Genomic DNA, 15,737 nt, shown 5'->3' with positions numbered 1-15,737 from the left:
ATTTATCATTCTATCTCTTCGTAAGATGTAGAAGTAATTTTAAAATAGAACTCTTTGTCAATTTTGATCACCGGTCCGTCGAACTGAGCACCTGCACCATTATTATTGAAGATGGTGTTAATTGATTTACCGTTTAGATCTGCAGGCAGTACGAAATATTTGTATGTAACGCCATCTATCTCTTCTGTACCTGCAGGAGTCAGACCTGGCCAGTTGGGACCAGAAACGTCATCACCCCAGTAGTAGAATCCAAGAGCATCCCATCCACTGTTGTCTTCAACATAGATTTTATGCCCAGGAGGCACTATTGCAGTTGCAGAATTATCTGTAATAGTGAAATAGTAATCCTTGTCAAGAGTGACCACTGGTCCGTCAAATTGAGCGCCTGCCCCATTGTTATTAAAGATGGTGCTGATTGATTTACCGTTGAGCTCACCTGACAATTCAAAATATTTGTAAGTGACTCCTCCTACTGTTTCAGTACCTGCAGGAGTTAATCCGGGCCAGTCAGGACCAGAAACGCCTTCTCCCCAAAAGTATAAACCAACAGCATCCCATCCACTGTTATCCTCAATATATATTTTATAGCCTTCTTCAGTTTCACCACCGCCACCGCCATTAGGGTCTATTTCCACACTTCCTGTTGAGGTTAACTGGAAGTAGAAATCACGGTTAAAGACAACAGAAATTTCTTTCAGCTGTATGTTATTATCATTATTATTGAAGATAAGATTGAGAGATTTGTCATTTGCCTCTTCACCTAGTTCAAAATAGGTATATGTTACACCATTTATTTGTTTAGTGCCTGTTGGCAATATACCAGGCCATCCCTTCAATTCCAGGTCTCCCCAGGTATATAATGCAAGTGCATCCCAGCCTGTCTGATCATCTACGTAAACTGTGTGACCATTATACGGTGCTACATTCGGGTCAACCTCCTCATAGCTGTTTTCTGTAATAACAACATAAACGTCGCGGTTGAGAGTGAAGCCTTGCATAGCATCAAACTGTTTACCATGATTATTGTTGTTGAAGATAAAGCTCATGGTTTTGTCCTTGGCATCTCTGCCCATATCAAACACAGTGTAAGTAACACCATTAATGACTTCGGTTCCTGTCGGCAATATACCAGGCCATTCTGCAACTTCGAGATCTCCCCATGTATAAAGAGCAAGTTCATCCCAACCAGATTGATTATTTACATAAATACTGTAGCTATCTTTTACAGGTTCTCCAAAATAAGATTCCCAGCGATCGATCCATACATTTGTGAAACTACCGGTTGTAACATTTAATTCATGGAGTGTGGTTTCATTTTTAACTGTACGTTCACCTCCCTGTCTTTTTGCATAGAATGTGAAGCCATCTGAAAGAGACTTGCCATTTACGAAAGTGGAAGGGTAAAGGTATATACCCCATTTTAGATTGCTCTCGGCCGCTTTTTCCAAACGCCATACAGGATTCCCTATTGCATCCTCACCTCCATTAAATTCACCAACAATGTAATATTCATCGTCTGCCAGACTACCTGTTGGCATGATCACTTCCAAAAGAATTGCATCATCTTTGGTAGGAAAGAGTTGTTTCTCATGTTCAAAGACAATTTCCTCCAAATCGCTACATCCGCTAAATGTAGCTAACAGAGGTAATATCAATAATAAATATAATATTTTTTTCATTATGTATGTCTTTTATAAAGTTAGTTATAACTTGGGTTTTGAATCAAACCGGGATTAACTATTAAAGCCGAAGATGGCAGAGGGTACCACTCATATTTCCTATCCCTTATTGCAGGAAGTTCTTTACCATCTTCTGTAGTGCGTCCAAAGAACCACCACTGACCCTGAGTGAACTTGTCGAAGCGTCGAAGATCAGTTCTACGACGACGTCCCTCACATAAGAATTCAAGTCCCCACTGACTTAACATCCAATCCATATCAAACTGGGTGAAGCCGGGTCCCGGCTGATCTTTCACGGTTGCCCAGTCGCTGCTTGAGAAGTATCTTTGTCTTACACTGTTCACCAGTTCTTTTGCTCCATTTGAGTCTCCTGCTCTCATTTTACACTCTGCAAGCATAAATACAACTTCAGAGAGTCTGAATTCAACCTCATCAATATCCTGGAAGTCGATACCTGCCGAAGAAGGATAAATAGGGTATTTTACAAGACGAACACCTGAATTGGTCTCTCCCCAACGAGGTGACATAACAACCTCAAGGTTTCTTCCTTTATTCAGGAAGGTTCCAACCTGATCAACATAAACAAGTGATTGTCCGTCTCTGTCGGCATCAGCCTTCAAAGCTTCTCCTGTACCTAAATTGGCTTTTATCTCACCTTTCAGGAACATACCTTTATATTCCCCTGTTGCTGAATTGTATGTGAAGTTTTGCTTGCGTATGTCGCGATCATCAAATCTTTCGTAAACTGCACCAAGTTTGTCATTGTAAGGAGCCTCAAGGAATGATATTGGATTGTCAGTTCCTCCAGTAGGAAGAACATTTCCTGAGTTATCATAAGATGGTGTTAAGATAGTGCAGTTCCATCCCGATTGGTTATATGTTCCTCCAAAGTAATCCCAGATATTATAGGGCAGAAAAGGCATATTACGCATCCATCCGCCATTAAGCTGACCCACTTCAAATGAGAAAGCCATAATAACTTCAGAAGACTGAGTGTTGTTGATGGAGAATATATTTCTATAATCATTTTCTAATGCATAATCGCCATATTTGTTATCTAATATTTCCTGGCAAAGTGCTGCACACTCAGTATATTTTGGCTGTTTGATGAACAGTTCAGCATTCAGTAAAAGTCTCGCTTTAATAATTCTGTTTACAGCCTGATTCATTCTGTTTACAGAATTCTTTGTGAGGGATTCAACGCTCTCATCCAGCTCTTTTACTAGGAAGTCGAAAATAATCTGGCAGCCTTCATCAAAATTTTCAGATGCACTACCCGGTATTTCAGAACCTGACGAAATATTCAGAGGTAATGCTCCGCCCCATACTTCATAAATGTTATAATAAGCCCATGCACGTAAAGTACGTACCTCAGCAATATATGATTTAAGCTTTTCCTCTGTCATTTTCAATGAGGCAGGATCCAGTCCCTCCAAGTCGGTTATCAAAGTGTTGCATAGTCCGATTGTTGTCCATGCTGTTTCCCAAGTTTGACGAATTATCTTAGAGTCCGGTGTCCATGTATGGCTTGAAAGTACAAATTTTTCAGCTTCATCCCATCCCCATAAACCACCATTCCAGCTCCTCCATGCGATCTGGTCAGCTGAAAATTCCTGCAGGTACCAGAAGTATTCTATATAACTCAACGCACCTGTTCCGTAAATCGAAGCAACTGCACTCTTGACACTTGCTTCATCCTGATAATAAATAGTAGCATCAACCCTATCGAAAACCTCTTCATCTAAATTAAAGCAAGAGGTCAATGAGATGCCAATCATTGCCAGAATAAGGGTGTAATATTTTATAGATTTCATAATTTTTTCTATTTGGATTTTACAAAGTAGCTTTATTAGTTAAAGTTAAGAGTTACACCCACACTTACTTGTGTAGCTGTTGGATATGCGCTATTGCTGTCAACACCTGGTTCAATTCCGTTGACTCTTACAATTGACGGGTCATTGCCTGAATATTTTGTGAAAGTAGCAATGTTCTTTGCAGATAAGAAGAGTCGTGCATTATTAATGTATTTGTTCTCTTTAGGTTGTACATTATAACCCAAAGTGACATTATCCAATCTTACATAATCTCCTTTTTCCAGGAAGAATGATGATATCACACCACCACCTGTTGTCATCTCTTTATACTTGGTGTAAGCCGTCCTGTATACATTATCTGTACCTGCACCTTTTAATCCCATTCCATAAGTACCCATGTTGAAAATATCAAATCCAAATGCACCTCTGAAGAAGATGTTTAGATCAAAGTTCTTGTATCTGAGAGTATTGCTCCACGATGCGTAGTTTGTAGGGGTGCCATTTCCGATATATCTCTTATATTCAGCCTTAGCATCTCCTACCGCAACTGGATTGTTTTCATTGTCGTATATCATCATCTGCCCGTTTTCAACTCCTACATACTCGTATCCATAGAATTGACCAATTTTTCCTCCCTCTTGTACCCTGAAGAAATATTCACTGGTTCCTACTCCTGGTTTTTGGTATAGTTCCAGATATGAAGCTTCATAAATATCGTTGGAGAGTGTTTTAAGTATGGTAGATCCAAAAGAGTAGTTTACTCCCGAGGTCCATTTTACTTCACTGTTTTTCAAAATGTCTCCTTCAAGAGATACTTCAACACCTCTGTTTTGAGTTGTTCCTACGTTAACCAATATGTTAGGATATACAAAAGGAGGTTGCGGAGCTGTATAATTATATAGCAGATCTTTAGACTGTCTGTCATACAGGTCAATTGATCCTCTGAGCCTGTTCCAGAAAGCGAAATCCACACCAATGTTGGTGCTGATGCTTTTTTCCCATCCTAATTTAGGATTAGCATTGTTTGATGGAGCATAACCTTTTACCCACTCTCCATCAATAAAATATTGAGATCTTGTTCTGTATGTGGCAAGTGACTGGTAAGCTGAGAAATCTGAACGTCCTGTTACACCATAAGAAATTCTTGGTTTCAGACTCTGTATCCAACCTGAATTTGACTCCATGAAATCCATATTAGCCAACTCCCATGCGATTGAAGCAGAAGGGAAATTACCCCATTTCTGATTCTTACCAAACTTTGTTGAGCCTTCATGCCTTAATGAAACAGAAGCCATGATCAAATCTTTCCAGTTGTAGTTCACACGTCCGAATACACCTATAAGCCTGGATAGAGATGCTCCAGTGCCCATAGATGCCTTTCCTTCAGTAAGATAGCTCCCGCTTCCAAGGTCGTGCCATTTTATATTGTCAAAATTGAAGTTATTGTTACTACCCTGAAGTCTCTCCCAATTAGATGCTTCATAAGAATACCCAACTACAGCCTGCAGGGTGTGGTCATCAAGACCCAAAGAGTAGTTGAAAAGCCATTCAAGCCGGTTGGTATACCATTTCTGATATTCAACATTCGCACGTCCTTTGTAACCGCTCCAGTATGATTCACCAGAAGTGGAAGGTGTGTAATAGTTTGTTTTAAGATCGTCATAGTGCAATGAATAGCTCAAAGAAGTATTCAGCATCTGATTGTCTGTCTGAACGATGTTCAATTTTGCCTCTGCAGTACCCATCACATAGATGCGCTGACCATTATTATCGATCTCTTTTACTTCTGCAATTGGATTTCTTGCACCTGTAGGTGAAGTTGGCTGATAGTATGAACCATCTTCGTTATAGATTGGCATGGTGGGGTTCATATTCAATGCAGTATCAAACATGCCTGTATTGCCATAGGTTTCGTTAACTCTTCTGGCATTGAGTGTACCATTTAATTGCAAACGGTTGTTGAGCATCCTGTTTTCCATAACAAAGCGGCTGCCGAACTCTTCACGTGCTGTTTTGATATCAATACCTGTAGCTTTCTTATAGTTGAAAGAGGCTCCATAATGTCCACTGCCTGTGTTTCCATTGATTGACAGGTATTGGTTATTGTCATATGAAAAATCTCTTACAAGATGATCATACCAAACTGTGTTGTATCCATAGTCAGTGCCTCTCCTAGAACGGCGAAACTCGTCAGGTGTGAGTACGGTTCGAGGTTCTTTTGCCAGGTTCACGCCTAGCCAACTATCATAAGTTACCTGAGTCTTTCCCGGTATTTTTGACCCCTTCTTTGTTGTGATAAGAATTACACCATTTGCACCACGTGTACCGTAAATAGCAGCTGATGCAGCATCTTTAAGCACAGTCATTGACTCAATGTCCTGTGAAGAGAGGTTCCTGATATTACCTCCTGTAACACCATCAATAACGATTAACGGGTCGTTTGATGCAGATATTGAGGTTGCACCCCTGATCTGAAGTGATGAACTTGAGTTTGGATTCGCTGAAGCTGTACTATTAACATTCAAACCTGCAACCTTACCTGTAAGCAGCTCCATTGGATTACTTACAGCCCCCGGTTGAAACTGGTCTCTGTTCACCTGTACAATAGAGCTTGAAAGCTCTTTTCTGCTTAAGGAGCCATAACCGATAACAACTATCTCTTCCAACATCTCTCTGTCTTCTTCAAGAACTATGTTAATTGTAGTCCTGTTGTTGATTGAGATTGTTTGAGTATTGTAGCCAATGTAGCTAACTTCTAATACCCCGTTTGAAGGCACCTGAATTACAAAATTGCCATCATAGTCAGTTACTGTTCCATTTGAAGTACCTTGTAAAAGAATATTGGCGCCGATTATTGGTTCGCCGGCAATATCCGTAATGGTACCTCTGACATTTATCATAGTGCCTGTTTGAGCACTTGCTGATAAAATCATTAGCATCCCCGATAAAAACATCATCAGAAACGCTTTCGTTTTTTTGTTGAATTTTACATACATGTTGTTAACATTATTAGATTATCTGTTTACTTTAATACCACGTTATCAATAATATTGATCTGATTAACTAAAAGAACTCTACACTCTATACAAAGTTAGATTTTCTTAAATGGGATGTTTCTGCAATCTACTTAATTAACGAAATTAAGCAGTGCAAACGATTGCATATTAGATATAATGGCTAAATTATCAATTAGTTACAATTGACAACTTAACAGGTTGCAAAAAGTAAAAAAATGTGGTTAAATTATATGTATGTAAAGTTAAAAACAGGAGTTCTGTGTCATTTTGAAGCAGATTTTCCTCTTTTCCGATCTCTTTTTTTAAGTAAAGTGATTTTCTTTTTCCCAGTTTTTGTTGAAATCCTTCTTCTAAGCATCATCAGAAAGCGTTTGCTCGGATTGCTTTTCATATACGATTCGATATGGCGAGCTCTTTTATCCTCCAGAATTTGATCAATCTCAATAAGGATTCCTGACTCTTCCACATCACCAAATTCATCATTTACTGATGTTCCGAAAAATCGCATAGTAGGAGTAAGTCCCATATAAGCGTTAATAAGAGGGGGGATGTTCCATCCTAATGCACGAACTTCTTTATTAAGGATTCTATAGTCTTCATTGAAGTTTTTGCCACGGAAAAGAGCCTCCATTTTTTTATAGTCAGTATCAGTTTCCAAAGGTACAATTGGAGTGACTAATTTCTCTTTATCGGGAAAATGTTTGTTCAGGAAGTATAATATCATGTTTCTGGCATGCTTATTATATGTTCCATACATTGTAACTTTGCCAAAAAAGTATTTTATCTGAGGATCTATAACTGTGAGGGCGCCCAAGCCATCCCAAAGGTTGTCAAGTGCAAATATACCTTTACGACCCATAAGTGTAGACTGATACTCCAGAGATACAAAGGATCTGCCTAACTCAACAGTATAGGGCAGGTAATCATTTATAAATTCATCAGAGAAGTTAAGAAGGTGGGCTGTTGCCAACATAGGTTTACCATTTTCATCAAACTCTACATCAGAGCCATAAATGAAACGATAGCCTCCAAGTATTTCTTCATTTTCCGGGTCCCATACAATAAGTTGTTTATATGGAACCTTCATCACATCATATTTGTCGATATCAGCCTCAAGTCCGGTTCCTCCACCATAATGTCTGAATGCAATTTCACGTAGTCTTCCTACCTCTCTCATCAAGTTAGGAGAATCATGACTAGTAAAAACATAGATTTCGTTATTAGCTTTATTTGTGATTCTTACTCTCTTTTGAACTGTAAGTTCTGATTTAATAAGATTCTTATCTACCGGATCGATTATCTTTTCCATATGATTTCTATTTCTTTAAAAAAGTGACTACTTCATTGAGTATACAATATCTTTCACATATTGTGCCCATTGTTTAGTCGTTCTTGAGTTATCAAATACCTGCCATGATATTGGTTTCCCAAATATGATTCTGAATTCACTATTACTGTTTTTGAACATTTCATCAGGCAAATATATAAGTTCAATATTAAATTTAAACCCAAGAGATTTTCGAATATTTGCAAAATTATAGAAGAAATTAGAGTTTACTGCCTCAAAGTGTACAGGAACAATATCTCTTTTATATTCAACCGCTTTTACAATAAAGTTCTTCATCCATTCCAGGTCAATAATCTCTCCTTTTATCTTTCTGGAACATAAACCAGCTGGGAAGGTTATAATCTGGTTATCTGAAGCGTATGCATCATTGATTGCTTTTGCTGAATTCTTTGCCTGTGCACCATATTTATTTATAGGCACAAATATGGGTTTTAAGGGTTCAATATAATAGAGAACATCATTTACCAGATATTTAATTCTTCCATTATATTTCTCACCTAAAACAGCGGATAAACAGATACCATCAAGTCCTCCCAGAGGATGGTTCGAAGCAAATACAAACCTTCCTTCTTCTGGTATATTTTCTTCTCCCTCTATATTTAATGACAGATTAAACTCTTTGTCAACCAATGCACGCATAAATTCCACTCCCTCCAAATCCCTGTTTCTCTCAAGAATTCCATTTATGTCATCCTGATGAACGGTGCGCTTGAGATAGTTTATAAGGAATTTGGGTATTTTTTTATAATATTTCGGAGCTTTATCCTTTAAAATACCGTCAATATCAATTCTAAACGCATTGTTTGAACTCATTACTCACTCTACTTTAATTTTATCGCAAATTTACTAAAAAATGCATATGCAGTACTGAGAAAACGATATTTTCTTGTAAATCAACCTGATTTGAGTTAAACATACAATCCTGGTAATTGTCGCAATTGCCACTAAATCAGGTGTATATGTGTATGTGTTTAGGTGTTGATAACTTTTTTGTAAAATAATGTGTGGAAATGTGGGGAAAAGTGGATTATTTTGTAATTTTACACCGTTGATGTCTCTATTAGGTTGAAAATGATTTAGAAAATGTTGCAATTCCTGGGAAATATTGAAGCGAAGACAGATGCAAAAGGTAGGATTTTTATTCCCGCCATATTTCGCAAATGTCTCCAAAATGAAGGGGAGAGTTTTCTAGTCCTTCGTAAAGATATTTTTCAGAATTGTCTTGTTCTCTATCCCGGCAGCGTTTGGGAAAGTGAGATTAATGAGCTCAGAAGCAGATTGAGTAAGTGGAACAGAGAACAGCAACAAATCTTCCGTCAGTTTGTGTTAGATGCAGAAAGATTGGAAATTGATGCAAATGGACGTGTGCTTATACCGAAACGATATTTACAGATGGCTTTTATCGAAACTAATGTTCGATTCCTTGGTGTGGATAACACTATTGAAATCTGGTCCAAAGAAGAATTAGAAAAGCCATTGGTTGATCCAGATGAGTTCTCTTCAAAATTGGAAGAACTCATGGGTGGAACTTTTTAAAAAGCCATTAAGGGGACATCATTTTATATATTTAAATATATCCCAAAATGGATACTGACAACATTTTTCCCAATACTTATCATACTCCGGCATTGCTTAATGAAAGCATAGACGGTCTGAATATAATGCCTTCAGGTGTTTATGTTGATGTGACTTTTGGTGGGGGTGGTCACTCCAGGGAAATACTAAAAAGACTAGGAGATCAGGGGCGTTTAATTGCATTTGATCAAGATAAAGATGCATTTAGGAATAGTATCCCCGATCCAAGATTTACCTTGGTCCATGGTAATTTTCGATTTCTGAAAAACTTCCTTCGATTTTATAATGTAGATAGCATAGATGGGTTGATAGCCGACTTAGGGGTGTCTTCTCATCACTTCGATGAATCTAGTCGAGGATTTTCTTTTCGTTTTAAGGGAGATCTCGATATGCGGATGAATCAAAATGCTAATATATCAGCTGCAGATATTCTTAATGAATATACGGCCGATAAACTCTCAGATATTTTCTATAGATATGGAGAACTTAAAAACTCCAGAAAAATTGCAGCCTCAATAGTGAAATTCAGAGAGTCACAGAAGATTAAAAAGACAGATGAGTTTTTATCAATATTAGAGCCATTTACAAGAAGAGACAAAGAGAAAAAAGTACTTGCACAGGCATTTCAGGCTCTCCGCATTGAGGTTAATAAAGAGATGGATACATTAACTGATATGCTTAGGCAAGCAATACAGGTAATGAAGCCTGAAGGCAGAATAAGTGTGATTTCATATCATTCACTTGAAGATAGGCTTGTTAAGAATTTTTTCAAGACAGGAAATTTTGAAGGTCGCCTCGAAAAAGATTTCTATGGGAATCCTCTTACACCTTTCAGGTTAGTGAACAGGAAGGTAATTGTACCTTCTGATGAAGAGCAAAAAGCAAATCCACGTTCTCGTAGTGCTAAATTGCGAATAGCAGAAAAACTGTTGTTTGATAAAATATAAACTGTTCAGATAAAATGAAATTTAAGTTCGATAACATACGCAAATCGTTTGTCCATGTTTTTGGAGGGAGTGTTCTGACTGAGAATTTCTTCCTCCGAAACATGAGATTTATTCTTGCACTGGTAATTATAATGATTTTGTTTATTAGTCATCGTTATACTATGCTGCAAGGGATGTCTGATATAGAGCGTCTGCAACAGCAACTTAAAGATGTAAAATATGAGTCACTTACTATTTCTTCAAGTCTAACTGAAGCTAGCAGGCAAAGTGAAATAGAACGACGTGTTGAGGAGGCAGGACTTGATCTTGTCATTACAAATGAACCGGTGTATTATATAGATTAGCAGTCTTTTAGAGAAGCAAATTTATTGAAAAGATGAAAGAGCAGGATAAAAACAGAAAAAATAAAGGTATTTTGGGTAGATACGGACTCATTGTATCCGTTTTAATGCTGTTTTCATTTATGATTATATTTTCTGCAGGCAGAATTATGTTTTCAGCTGAAGGTAGAAAATGGAGAGAGGTGGGCGAAAAAGAGACAGTAATCAGAGACAGGGTTATCTTACCAAAAAGAGGTAATATCTATACATATGATGATAAGCTACTTGCATCTACAGAACCAATTTATAGTATCTACATGGACTTTTGGGCTGATGGAATGAAGAAAGATACTCTCGTTAAATATGTAGATGATCTGTCTGTTGCACTTGCAAGAAAATTTCCCGACCGCACTGCATCTCAGTATAAGAATATTATAATGAATGGCTGGAATCTTCGTGAAAAAGAGGAGAGGCAGATTCTCGAAAATAAAAACAAAGGGATTGATGAGAGGGTTCCAATTCGATCAAGATATGTGAAGATATTAAGAAATGATATTAACTATATAGATCTGAAAGAGATACGTACATTCCCATTTTGGAATCAGAGATCTAACAGGAGTGGTTTGATAGCTGAAGAGCGAAATTCTCGCAAAAAACCATTTGGAAATCTGGCAAACCGTACAGTAGGAAGCGTCTATAAAGATATCGAAAAAGGTGGAGCCAGTGGACTGGAACTAAAATACGATTCTCTTTTAAGGGGAGTACCGGGAGTTAAATATCGTCAGAAAATTCAGGGCAAATGGATGGATGTAGTTGAAGAACCTGCTAAAGAGGGGTGGGATATAGTAACTACTATTGATGCTGATATTCAAGATATTGCCGAGCGTGCACTTAAAAGCAAACTTGTGGAAACAGAGGCTGAATCAGGTACTGCAATTATTATGGAAGTAAAAAGCGGTGAGATTAAGGGAATTGTAAACTTAGACCGTTTGAGTAACGGCGATTATGCCGAAGGTAACCCGAATGCTTTTTCTTATATGAATGAACCTGGATCAACATTTAAGACTGTTACCACTATGATAGCACTTGATGATGGTGTAATTACTCCAACTGATTCATTCTATGTAGGTAACGGTCTGTTCCAATATAATAAAAGATGGGTCAGAGATCATTACTGGCGCAGAGGTCAGGATAGAGGATATCTCACAGTGGCAGAGGGTATGGAGTTGTCTTCGAATGTTGTAATGAGCAAAATAGTTCTAAAGGGATACGAAGATAAACCTGAGAAATTTGTAGACGGTATTGATAGGATAGGTCTGCGAAAACAGTTAACGTGGGATGTACCATTAAACGGTATTGAGGGTACCTCTTCAATCCGATATCCAAATGATAAAAATAACTATTGGTCAAAAACAACACTTCCATGGATGTCTTTCGGATACGAAACACAAATACCTCCAATATACATGCTGATGTTTTACAATGCTATCGCAAACGGTGGTAGAATGATCAAGCCATTTATTGCAAAGCAGTTTCTGGAAAACGGAAAGGTTGTAAAAGAGTTTGAGGCGGAAGTGGTTAATCCTAAGATATGTAAAGAGTCAACTTTAGAAGAGATAAAGAAGATGCTGGTTGGTGTTGTTGAAAATGGAACAGCAAAAGTTGTGGCATCAGATTATTTTAGCATTGCAGGGAAAACCGGTACAGCGCAAATCGCAGGTGGAGGTGGATATTCCGGATATTATGTTTCGTTTAGCGGTTATTTTCCTGCAGATGAGCCTATGTATACAATATTTGTTGGTCTGCGTAAACCAAAAGGTGTTCCATCAGGGGGAGGAATGGCAGGTATGGTATTTAAAAATATAGCTGAACAGACTTATTTAAGAAAAGTCCGACTTTTAGCGGAAGATTGTAAAGTGGATTCTACATTGCAAAAAGCTCCTGAAATAAAACATGGCAACTGGAATAACAATAAATATGTATTGAATAAACTAAATCTGTCAGTAGCAGATAAAAATAGTGATTCGGATTGGGTAAAAATAAAATTTGAAAATAATGAATATCTAACCGAAGAGATTGCACTCAACAATTCAAAAATACCTGACGTGAAGGGAATGGGTGCACGAGATGCTGTGTATCTTCTGGAAAAATCCGGATTAAGAGTAAACCTGATTGGCTCAGGAAAAGTTGTGTCCCAGTCTTTCACACCGGGACAGAATCTTGTTAAGGGAACAACAATAACAATAACCTTGCGTTAATTGGACCAATAAAAAATGTTTTTATGAAACTTAGTAAGTTAATTGAAGGATGTAAAGTCATAAATATTCGTGGTGATAAAGATGCAGAAGTTGAATCTATCACATCCGATTCACGCAATGTCGTTAAAGGATCTCTATTTATTGCCGTTGAGGGAATATTTACTGACGGGCATTCTTATATTGGAAAAGCAATAGAACAGGATGCTACTGTTGTAGTTTATGATAAACCTCTTATAGAAGAGTACTTTTCGCGTGTAACATATGTTCAGGTTGAAGATAGTTCAGAAGCACTTGCTCAAATTGCATCTGAGTGGTTTGGTAACCCATCTCAGCTCATAAAGTTGGTTGGTGTAACTGGTACAAATGGGAAAACAACCATTGCAACATTGCTTTACAGGATATTTAGATTATCAGGTTATCCTTCTGGTCTGCTGTCAACTGTAGGCAATTATGTTAATGATGAATTCTACCAAACAACACATACAACACTCGATCCGATATCATTAAACAGCTATCTCAAAAAAATGGTTGATGCAGGATGCGAGTATGCATTTATGGAGGTAAGCTCACACGCTATACATCAAAAGCGTGTTCATGGCCTTCTTTTTGCTGGTGGAATATTTACAAATCTTACGCAGGATCATCTCGATTATCACAGTAATATGCTGGAGTATCGAAATGTAAAGAAATCATTTTTTGATAATCTTCCAAAGGACACATTTGCATTGACTAACTCAGATGACAAGAATGGGTTGGTAATGCTTCAGAATACTAAAGCAAAGAAGTATACATACTCTCTCAGGAGTATGGCAGATTTTAAAGCACGTATATTCGAGAAACATTTTGATGGCAGCGAGATAGAGATAAATGGCAAAGCTTTATCTGTACAATTTGTGGGTGTTTTTAATGTCTACAATCTCTTGGCTGTATATGGAGCATCAATATTGTTGGGTCTCGAAGAAGAAGAGGTGTTAAAAATACTTTCTGTGCTTAAGCCGGTTGCCGGGAGATTCCAGACAATACGTTCACCAAAAGATTATACTGCTGTTGTTGATTATGCACACACTCCTGATGCTTTGACAAATGTTCTAAGCTCTATAAACGAGGTGCTTAGCGGAAATGGTAGAGTAATTACGGTAGTTGGCTGTGGGGGCAATCGTGATAAAACCAAACGCCCTATTATGGCCAGGGAAGCCGTTAAAGGGAGTGATAGAGTGGTTTTTACCTCTGATAATCCCAGATTCGAAGATCCAATGGATATTCTTAATGATATGCTTGCTGGACTAACTGAAGAAGAAAAAAGTTCTGCATTAACAATTGCAGATCGTAGAGAGGCTATAAAGACTGCATGTGCATTAGCTCAGCCTGGCGATGTTATTTTGATTGCAGGAAAAGGTCATGAGGACTATCAGGAAGTTAAAGGTGTAAAACATCATTTTGATGATAAGGAAGAGGTAGAAAAGATATTTTCTGCTCAATAAATTGTGTTAGATAAATACGATAAACAATGTTATTTTACCTATTTGATTATTTAGATAAGCTTGATTTTCCAGGAGCAGGAATGTTTCAGTTCGTAATGTTTCGATCTGCAATGGCAGCCATATTTGCTCTGCTTATTGGTGTTTTTTTCGGGAAAAAGCTAATAAGGAAACTTCAGAAGAAACAAATTGGAGAAACAATTCGTGATCTTGACCTGGAAGGGCAATATAGTAAAAGAGGTACACCTACGATGGGTGGTATAATAATCATTCTCTCTATACTTTTTTCCATGCTTCTTTTCGGTAAACTTGAGAATATCTATATCATTATAATGCTTGTAAGCACTGTTTGGTTGGGGACTCTGGGATTTGCAGATGATTATATTAAGGTCTTCAAAAAAGATAAAGAGGGACTTGAAGGAAAATTCAAGATTATTGCACAAGTCGGCCTCGGCCTTATTGTTGGACTCACAATATATTTTAGTCCTGAGATTGTAGTAAGAGAAAATACTGAAATACGAATTGATAACGTAATTGAAGATGTGACCTATAAGAGTGAAGATGTAAAAACTACAAGTACAACAATTCCTTTTGTGAAAAATAACAACTTTGATTACAGATGGCTGGTAAGCTGGCTGGGTGATTATGCTGATGAAGCTGTTTGGGTAGTTTTTGTCTTAATTGTAATTTTAATTGTAACAGCTGTATCAAATAGTGCTAATCTCACTGATGGTCTGGATGGTCTTGCCTCTGGATCATCTGCAATAATTGGAGTAGCTTTAGGTATACTGGCTTATGTTTCGGGACGTGTTGACTTTGCCTCTTATCTTAATATCATGTATATACCCGGAAGTGACGAACTTATGGTTTTTGCTTCTGCATTTGTAGGTGCATGTGTAGGATTCCTGTGGTATAATGCTTATCCTGCACAGGTTTTCATGGGGGATACGGGAAGTTTAACCATAGGAGGGATTATAGGTGTGTTTGCAGTGCTGATTCATAAGGAACTTCTTTTGCCCATATTGTGCGGAGTGTTTTTTGTTGAGGCCCTTTCAGTAATAGGACAGGTTACATACTTTAAATATACTAAAAAGAAATATGGTACCGGAAGAAGAATATTTAAGATGACACCTTTGCATCATCATTTTCAGAAGCCGGGAGATGGAAGCATCGATGCAATTATACAAAAGCCTAAAACACCTATCACTGAGCCAAAACTTGTTACTCGTTTTTGGCTGATAGGCATTCTGTTAGCTGTATTAGCTGTTGCAACTTTGAAAATGAGATAATATTTAAGAAAT

The 15,737-nt window shown here is 37.7% G+C and carries 11 protein-coding genes; 6 read left to right on the top strand and 5 right to left on the bottom strand.

What is annotated here, in order from left to right; genetic code table 11:
• Positions 1-5 precede the first annotated feature (5 nt).
• The 5 genes from BN1354_RS08160 to BN1354_RS08140 all read right to left on the bottom strand — a co-directional run bounded on the left by BN1354_RS08160 (position 6) and on the right by BN1354_RS08140 (position 8,671).
• The gene (locus BN1354_RS08160; protein WP_053826810.1) at positions 6-1,679 is read right to left on the bottom strand and encodes a hypothetical protein; all 1,674 of its coding nucleotides are present in this window, start codon (positions 1,677-1,679) and stop codon (positions 6-8) included.
• A 20-nt stretch (positions 1,680-1,699) separates the two neighbouring features.
• On the bottom strand, positions 1,700-3,493 hold the full coding sequence (locus BN1354_RS08155) for a RagB/SusD family nutrient uptake outer membrane protein (protein WP_053826809.1): 1,794 nt from the start codon (positions 3,491-3,493) through the stop codon (positions 1,700-1,702).
• Positions 3,494-3,528: 35 nt separating this feature from the next.
• Entirely contained in the window at positions 3,529-6,489 is a 2,961-nt protein-coding gene (locus BN1354_RS08150; protein ID WP_053826808.1) for a SusC/RagA family TonB-linked outer membrane protein, read from the bottom strand.
• Positions 6,490-6,772: 283 nt separating this feature from the next.
• Positions 6,773-7,819 carry a glycine N(alpha)-acyltransferase GlsB gene (locus tag BN1354_RS08145; protein ID WP_045088927.1) on the bottom strand — a complete coding sequence of 349 codons (1,047 nt, stop codon included), beginning with the start codon at positions 7,817-7,819 and terminating at the stop codon, positions 6,773-6,775.
• Positions 7,820-7,846: 27 nt separating this feature from the next.
• Entirely contained in the window at positions 7,847-8,671 is an 825-nt protein-coding gene (locus BN1354_RS08140; protein ID WP_045088928.1) for a lyso-glycine lipid O-acyltransferase GlsA, read from the bottom strand.
• A 270-nt stretch (positions 8,672-8,941) separates the two neighbouring features.
• On the opposite strand from BN1354_RS08140, the gene BN1354_RS08135 reads away from it, so the two are divergent.
• The 6 genes from BN1354_RS08135 to mraY are packed head-to-tail and all read left to right on the top strand — an operon-like array spanning position 8,942 to position 15,725.
• Complete coding sequence (locus BN1354_RS08135; RefSeq protein ID WP_053826807.1) at positions 8,942-9,394, top strand: division/cell wall cluster transcriptional repressor MraZ; 453 nt, start codon at positions 8,942-8,944, stop codon at positions 9,392-9,394.
• Between the two features lie 47 nt (positions 9,395-9,441).
• Complete coding sequence (gene rsmH / locus BN1354_RS08130) at positions 9,442-10,380, top strand: 16S rRNA (cytosine(1402)-N(4))-methyltransferase RsmH (RefSeq protein ID WP_053826806.1); 939 nt, start codon at positions 9,442-9,444, stop codon at positions 10,378-10,380.
• A gap of 14 nt (positions 10,381-10,394) precedes the next feature.
• Positions 10,395-10,724: an FtsL-like putative cell division protein gene (locus BN1354_RS08125; RefSeq protein ID WP_045088931.1), complete on the top strand. Its 330-nt coding sequence runs from the start codon at positions 10,395-10,397 to the stop codon at positions 10,722-10,724.
• 32 nt (positions 10,725-10,756) lie between these two features.
• Positions 10,757-12,958 carry a penicillin-binding protein gene (locus BN1354_RS08120; protein ID WP_053826805.1) on the top strand — a complete coding sequence of 734 codons (2,202 nt, stop codon included), beginning with the start codon at positions 10,757-10,759 and terminating at the stop codon, positions 12,956-12,958.
• A gap of 23 nt (positions 12,959-12,981) precedes the next feature.
• The gene (locus tag BN1354_RS08115; protein WP_053826804.1) at positions 12,982-14,439 is read left to right on the top strand and encodes a UDP-N-acetylmuramoyl-L-alanyl-D-glutamate--2,6-diaminopimelate ligase; all 1,458 of its coding nucleotides are present in this window, start codon (positions 12,982-12,984) and stop codon (positions 14,437-14,439) included.
• A 26-nt stretch (positions 14,440-14,465) separates the two neighbouring features.
• Positions 14,466-15,725, top strand: coding sequence for a phospho-N-acetylmuramoyl-pentapeptide-transferase (mraY, locus tag BN1354_RS08110; RefSeq protein WP_053826803.1), 1,260 nt, complete (start codon positions 14,466-14,468; stop codon positions 15,723-15,725).
• Positions 15,726-15,737: the final 12 nt, after the last annotated feature.

Origin of the sequence: Lascolabacillus massiliensis, from assembly GCF_001282625.1 — a bacterium.
GTDB lineage: Bacteria > Bacteroidota > Bacteroidia > Bacteroidales > Dysgonomonadaceae > Proteiniphilum > Proteiniphilum massiliensis.
This window is presented reverse-complemented; position numbering and strand designations above follow the sequence as displayed.

Bases quoted from the DNA above. Each gene is read 5' to 3' on its own strand.
- BN1354_RS08115 (WP_053826804.1), top strand. From the start codon at position 12,982: ATGAAACTTAGTAAGTTAATTGAAGGATGTAAAGTCATAAATATTCGT.
- BN1354_RS08140 (WP_045088928.1), bottom strand. From the start codon at position 8,671: ATGAGTTCAAACAATGCGTTTAGAATTGATATTGACGGTATTTTAAAG.
- BN1354_RS08145 (WP_045088927.1), bottom strand. From the start codon at position 7,819: ATGGAAAAGATAATCGATCCGGTAGATAAGAATCTTATTAAATCAGAA.
- BN1354_RS08155 (WP_053826809.1), bottom strand. From the start codon at position 3,493: ATGAAATCTATAAAATATTACACCCTTATTCTGGCAATGATTGGCATC.
- BN1354_RS08125 (WP_045088931.1), top strand. From the start codon at position 10,395: ATGAAATTTAAGTTCGATAACATACGCAAATCGTTTGTCCATGTTTTT.
- BN1354_RS08120 (WP_053826805.1), top strand. From the start codon at position 10,757: ATGAAAGAGCAGGATAAAAACAGAAAAAATAAAGGTATTTTGGGTAGA.
- rsmH (WP_053826806.1), top strand. From the start codon at position 9,442: ATGGATACTGACAACATTTTTCCCAATACTTATCATACTCCGGCATTG.
- mraY (WP_053826803.1), top strand. From the start codon at position 14,466: ATGTTATTTTACCTATTTGATTATTTAGATAAGCTTGATTTTCCAGGA.
- BN1354_RS08135 (WP_053826807.1), top strand. From the start codon at position 8,942: ATGTTGCAATTCCTGGGAAATATTGAAGCGAAGACAGATGCAAAAGGT.
- BN1354_RS08150 (WP_053826808.1), bottom strand. From the start codon at position 6,489: ATGTATGTAAAATTCAACAAAAAAACGAAAGCGTTTCTGATGATGTTT.
- BN1354_RS08160 (WP_053826810.1), bottom strand. From the start codon at position 1,679: ATGAAAAAAATATTATATTTATTATTGATATTACCTCTGTTAGCTACA.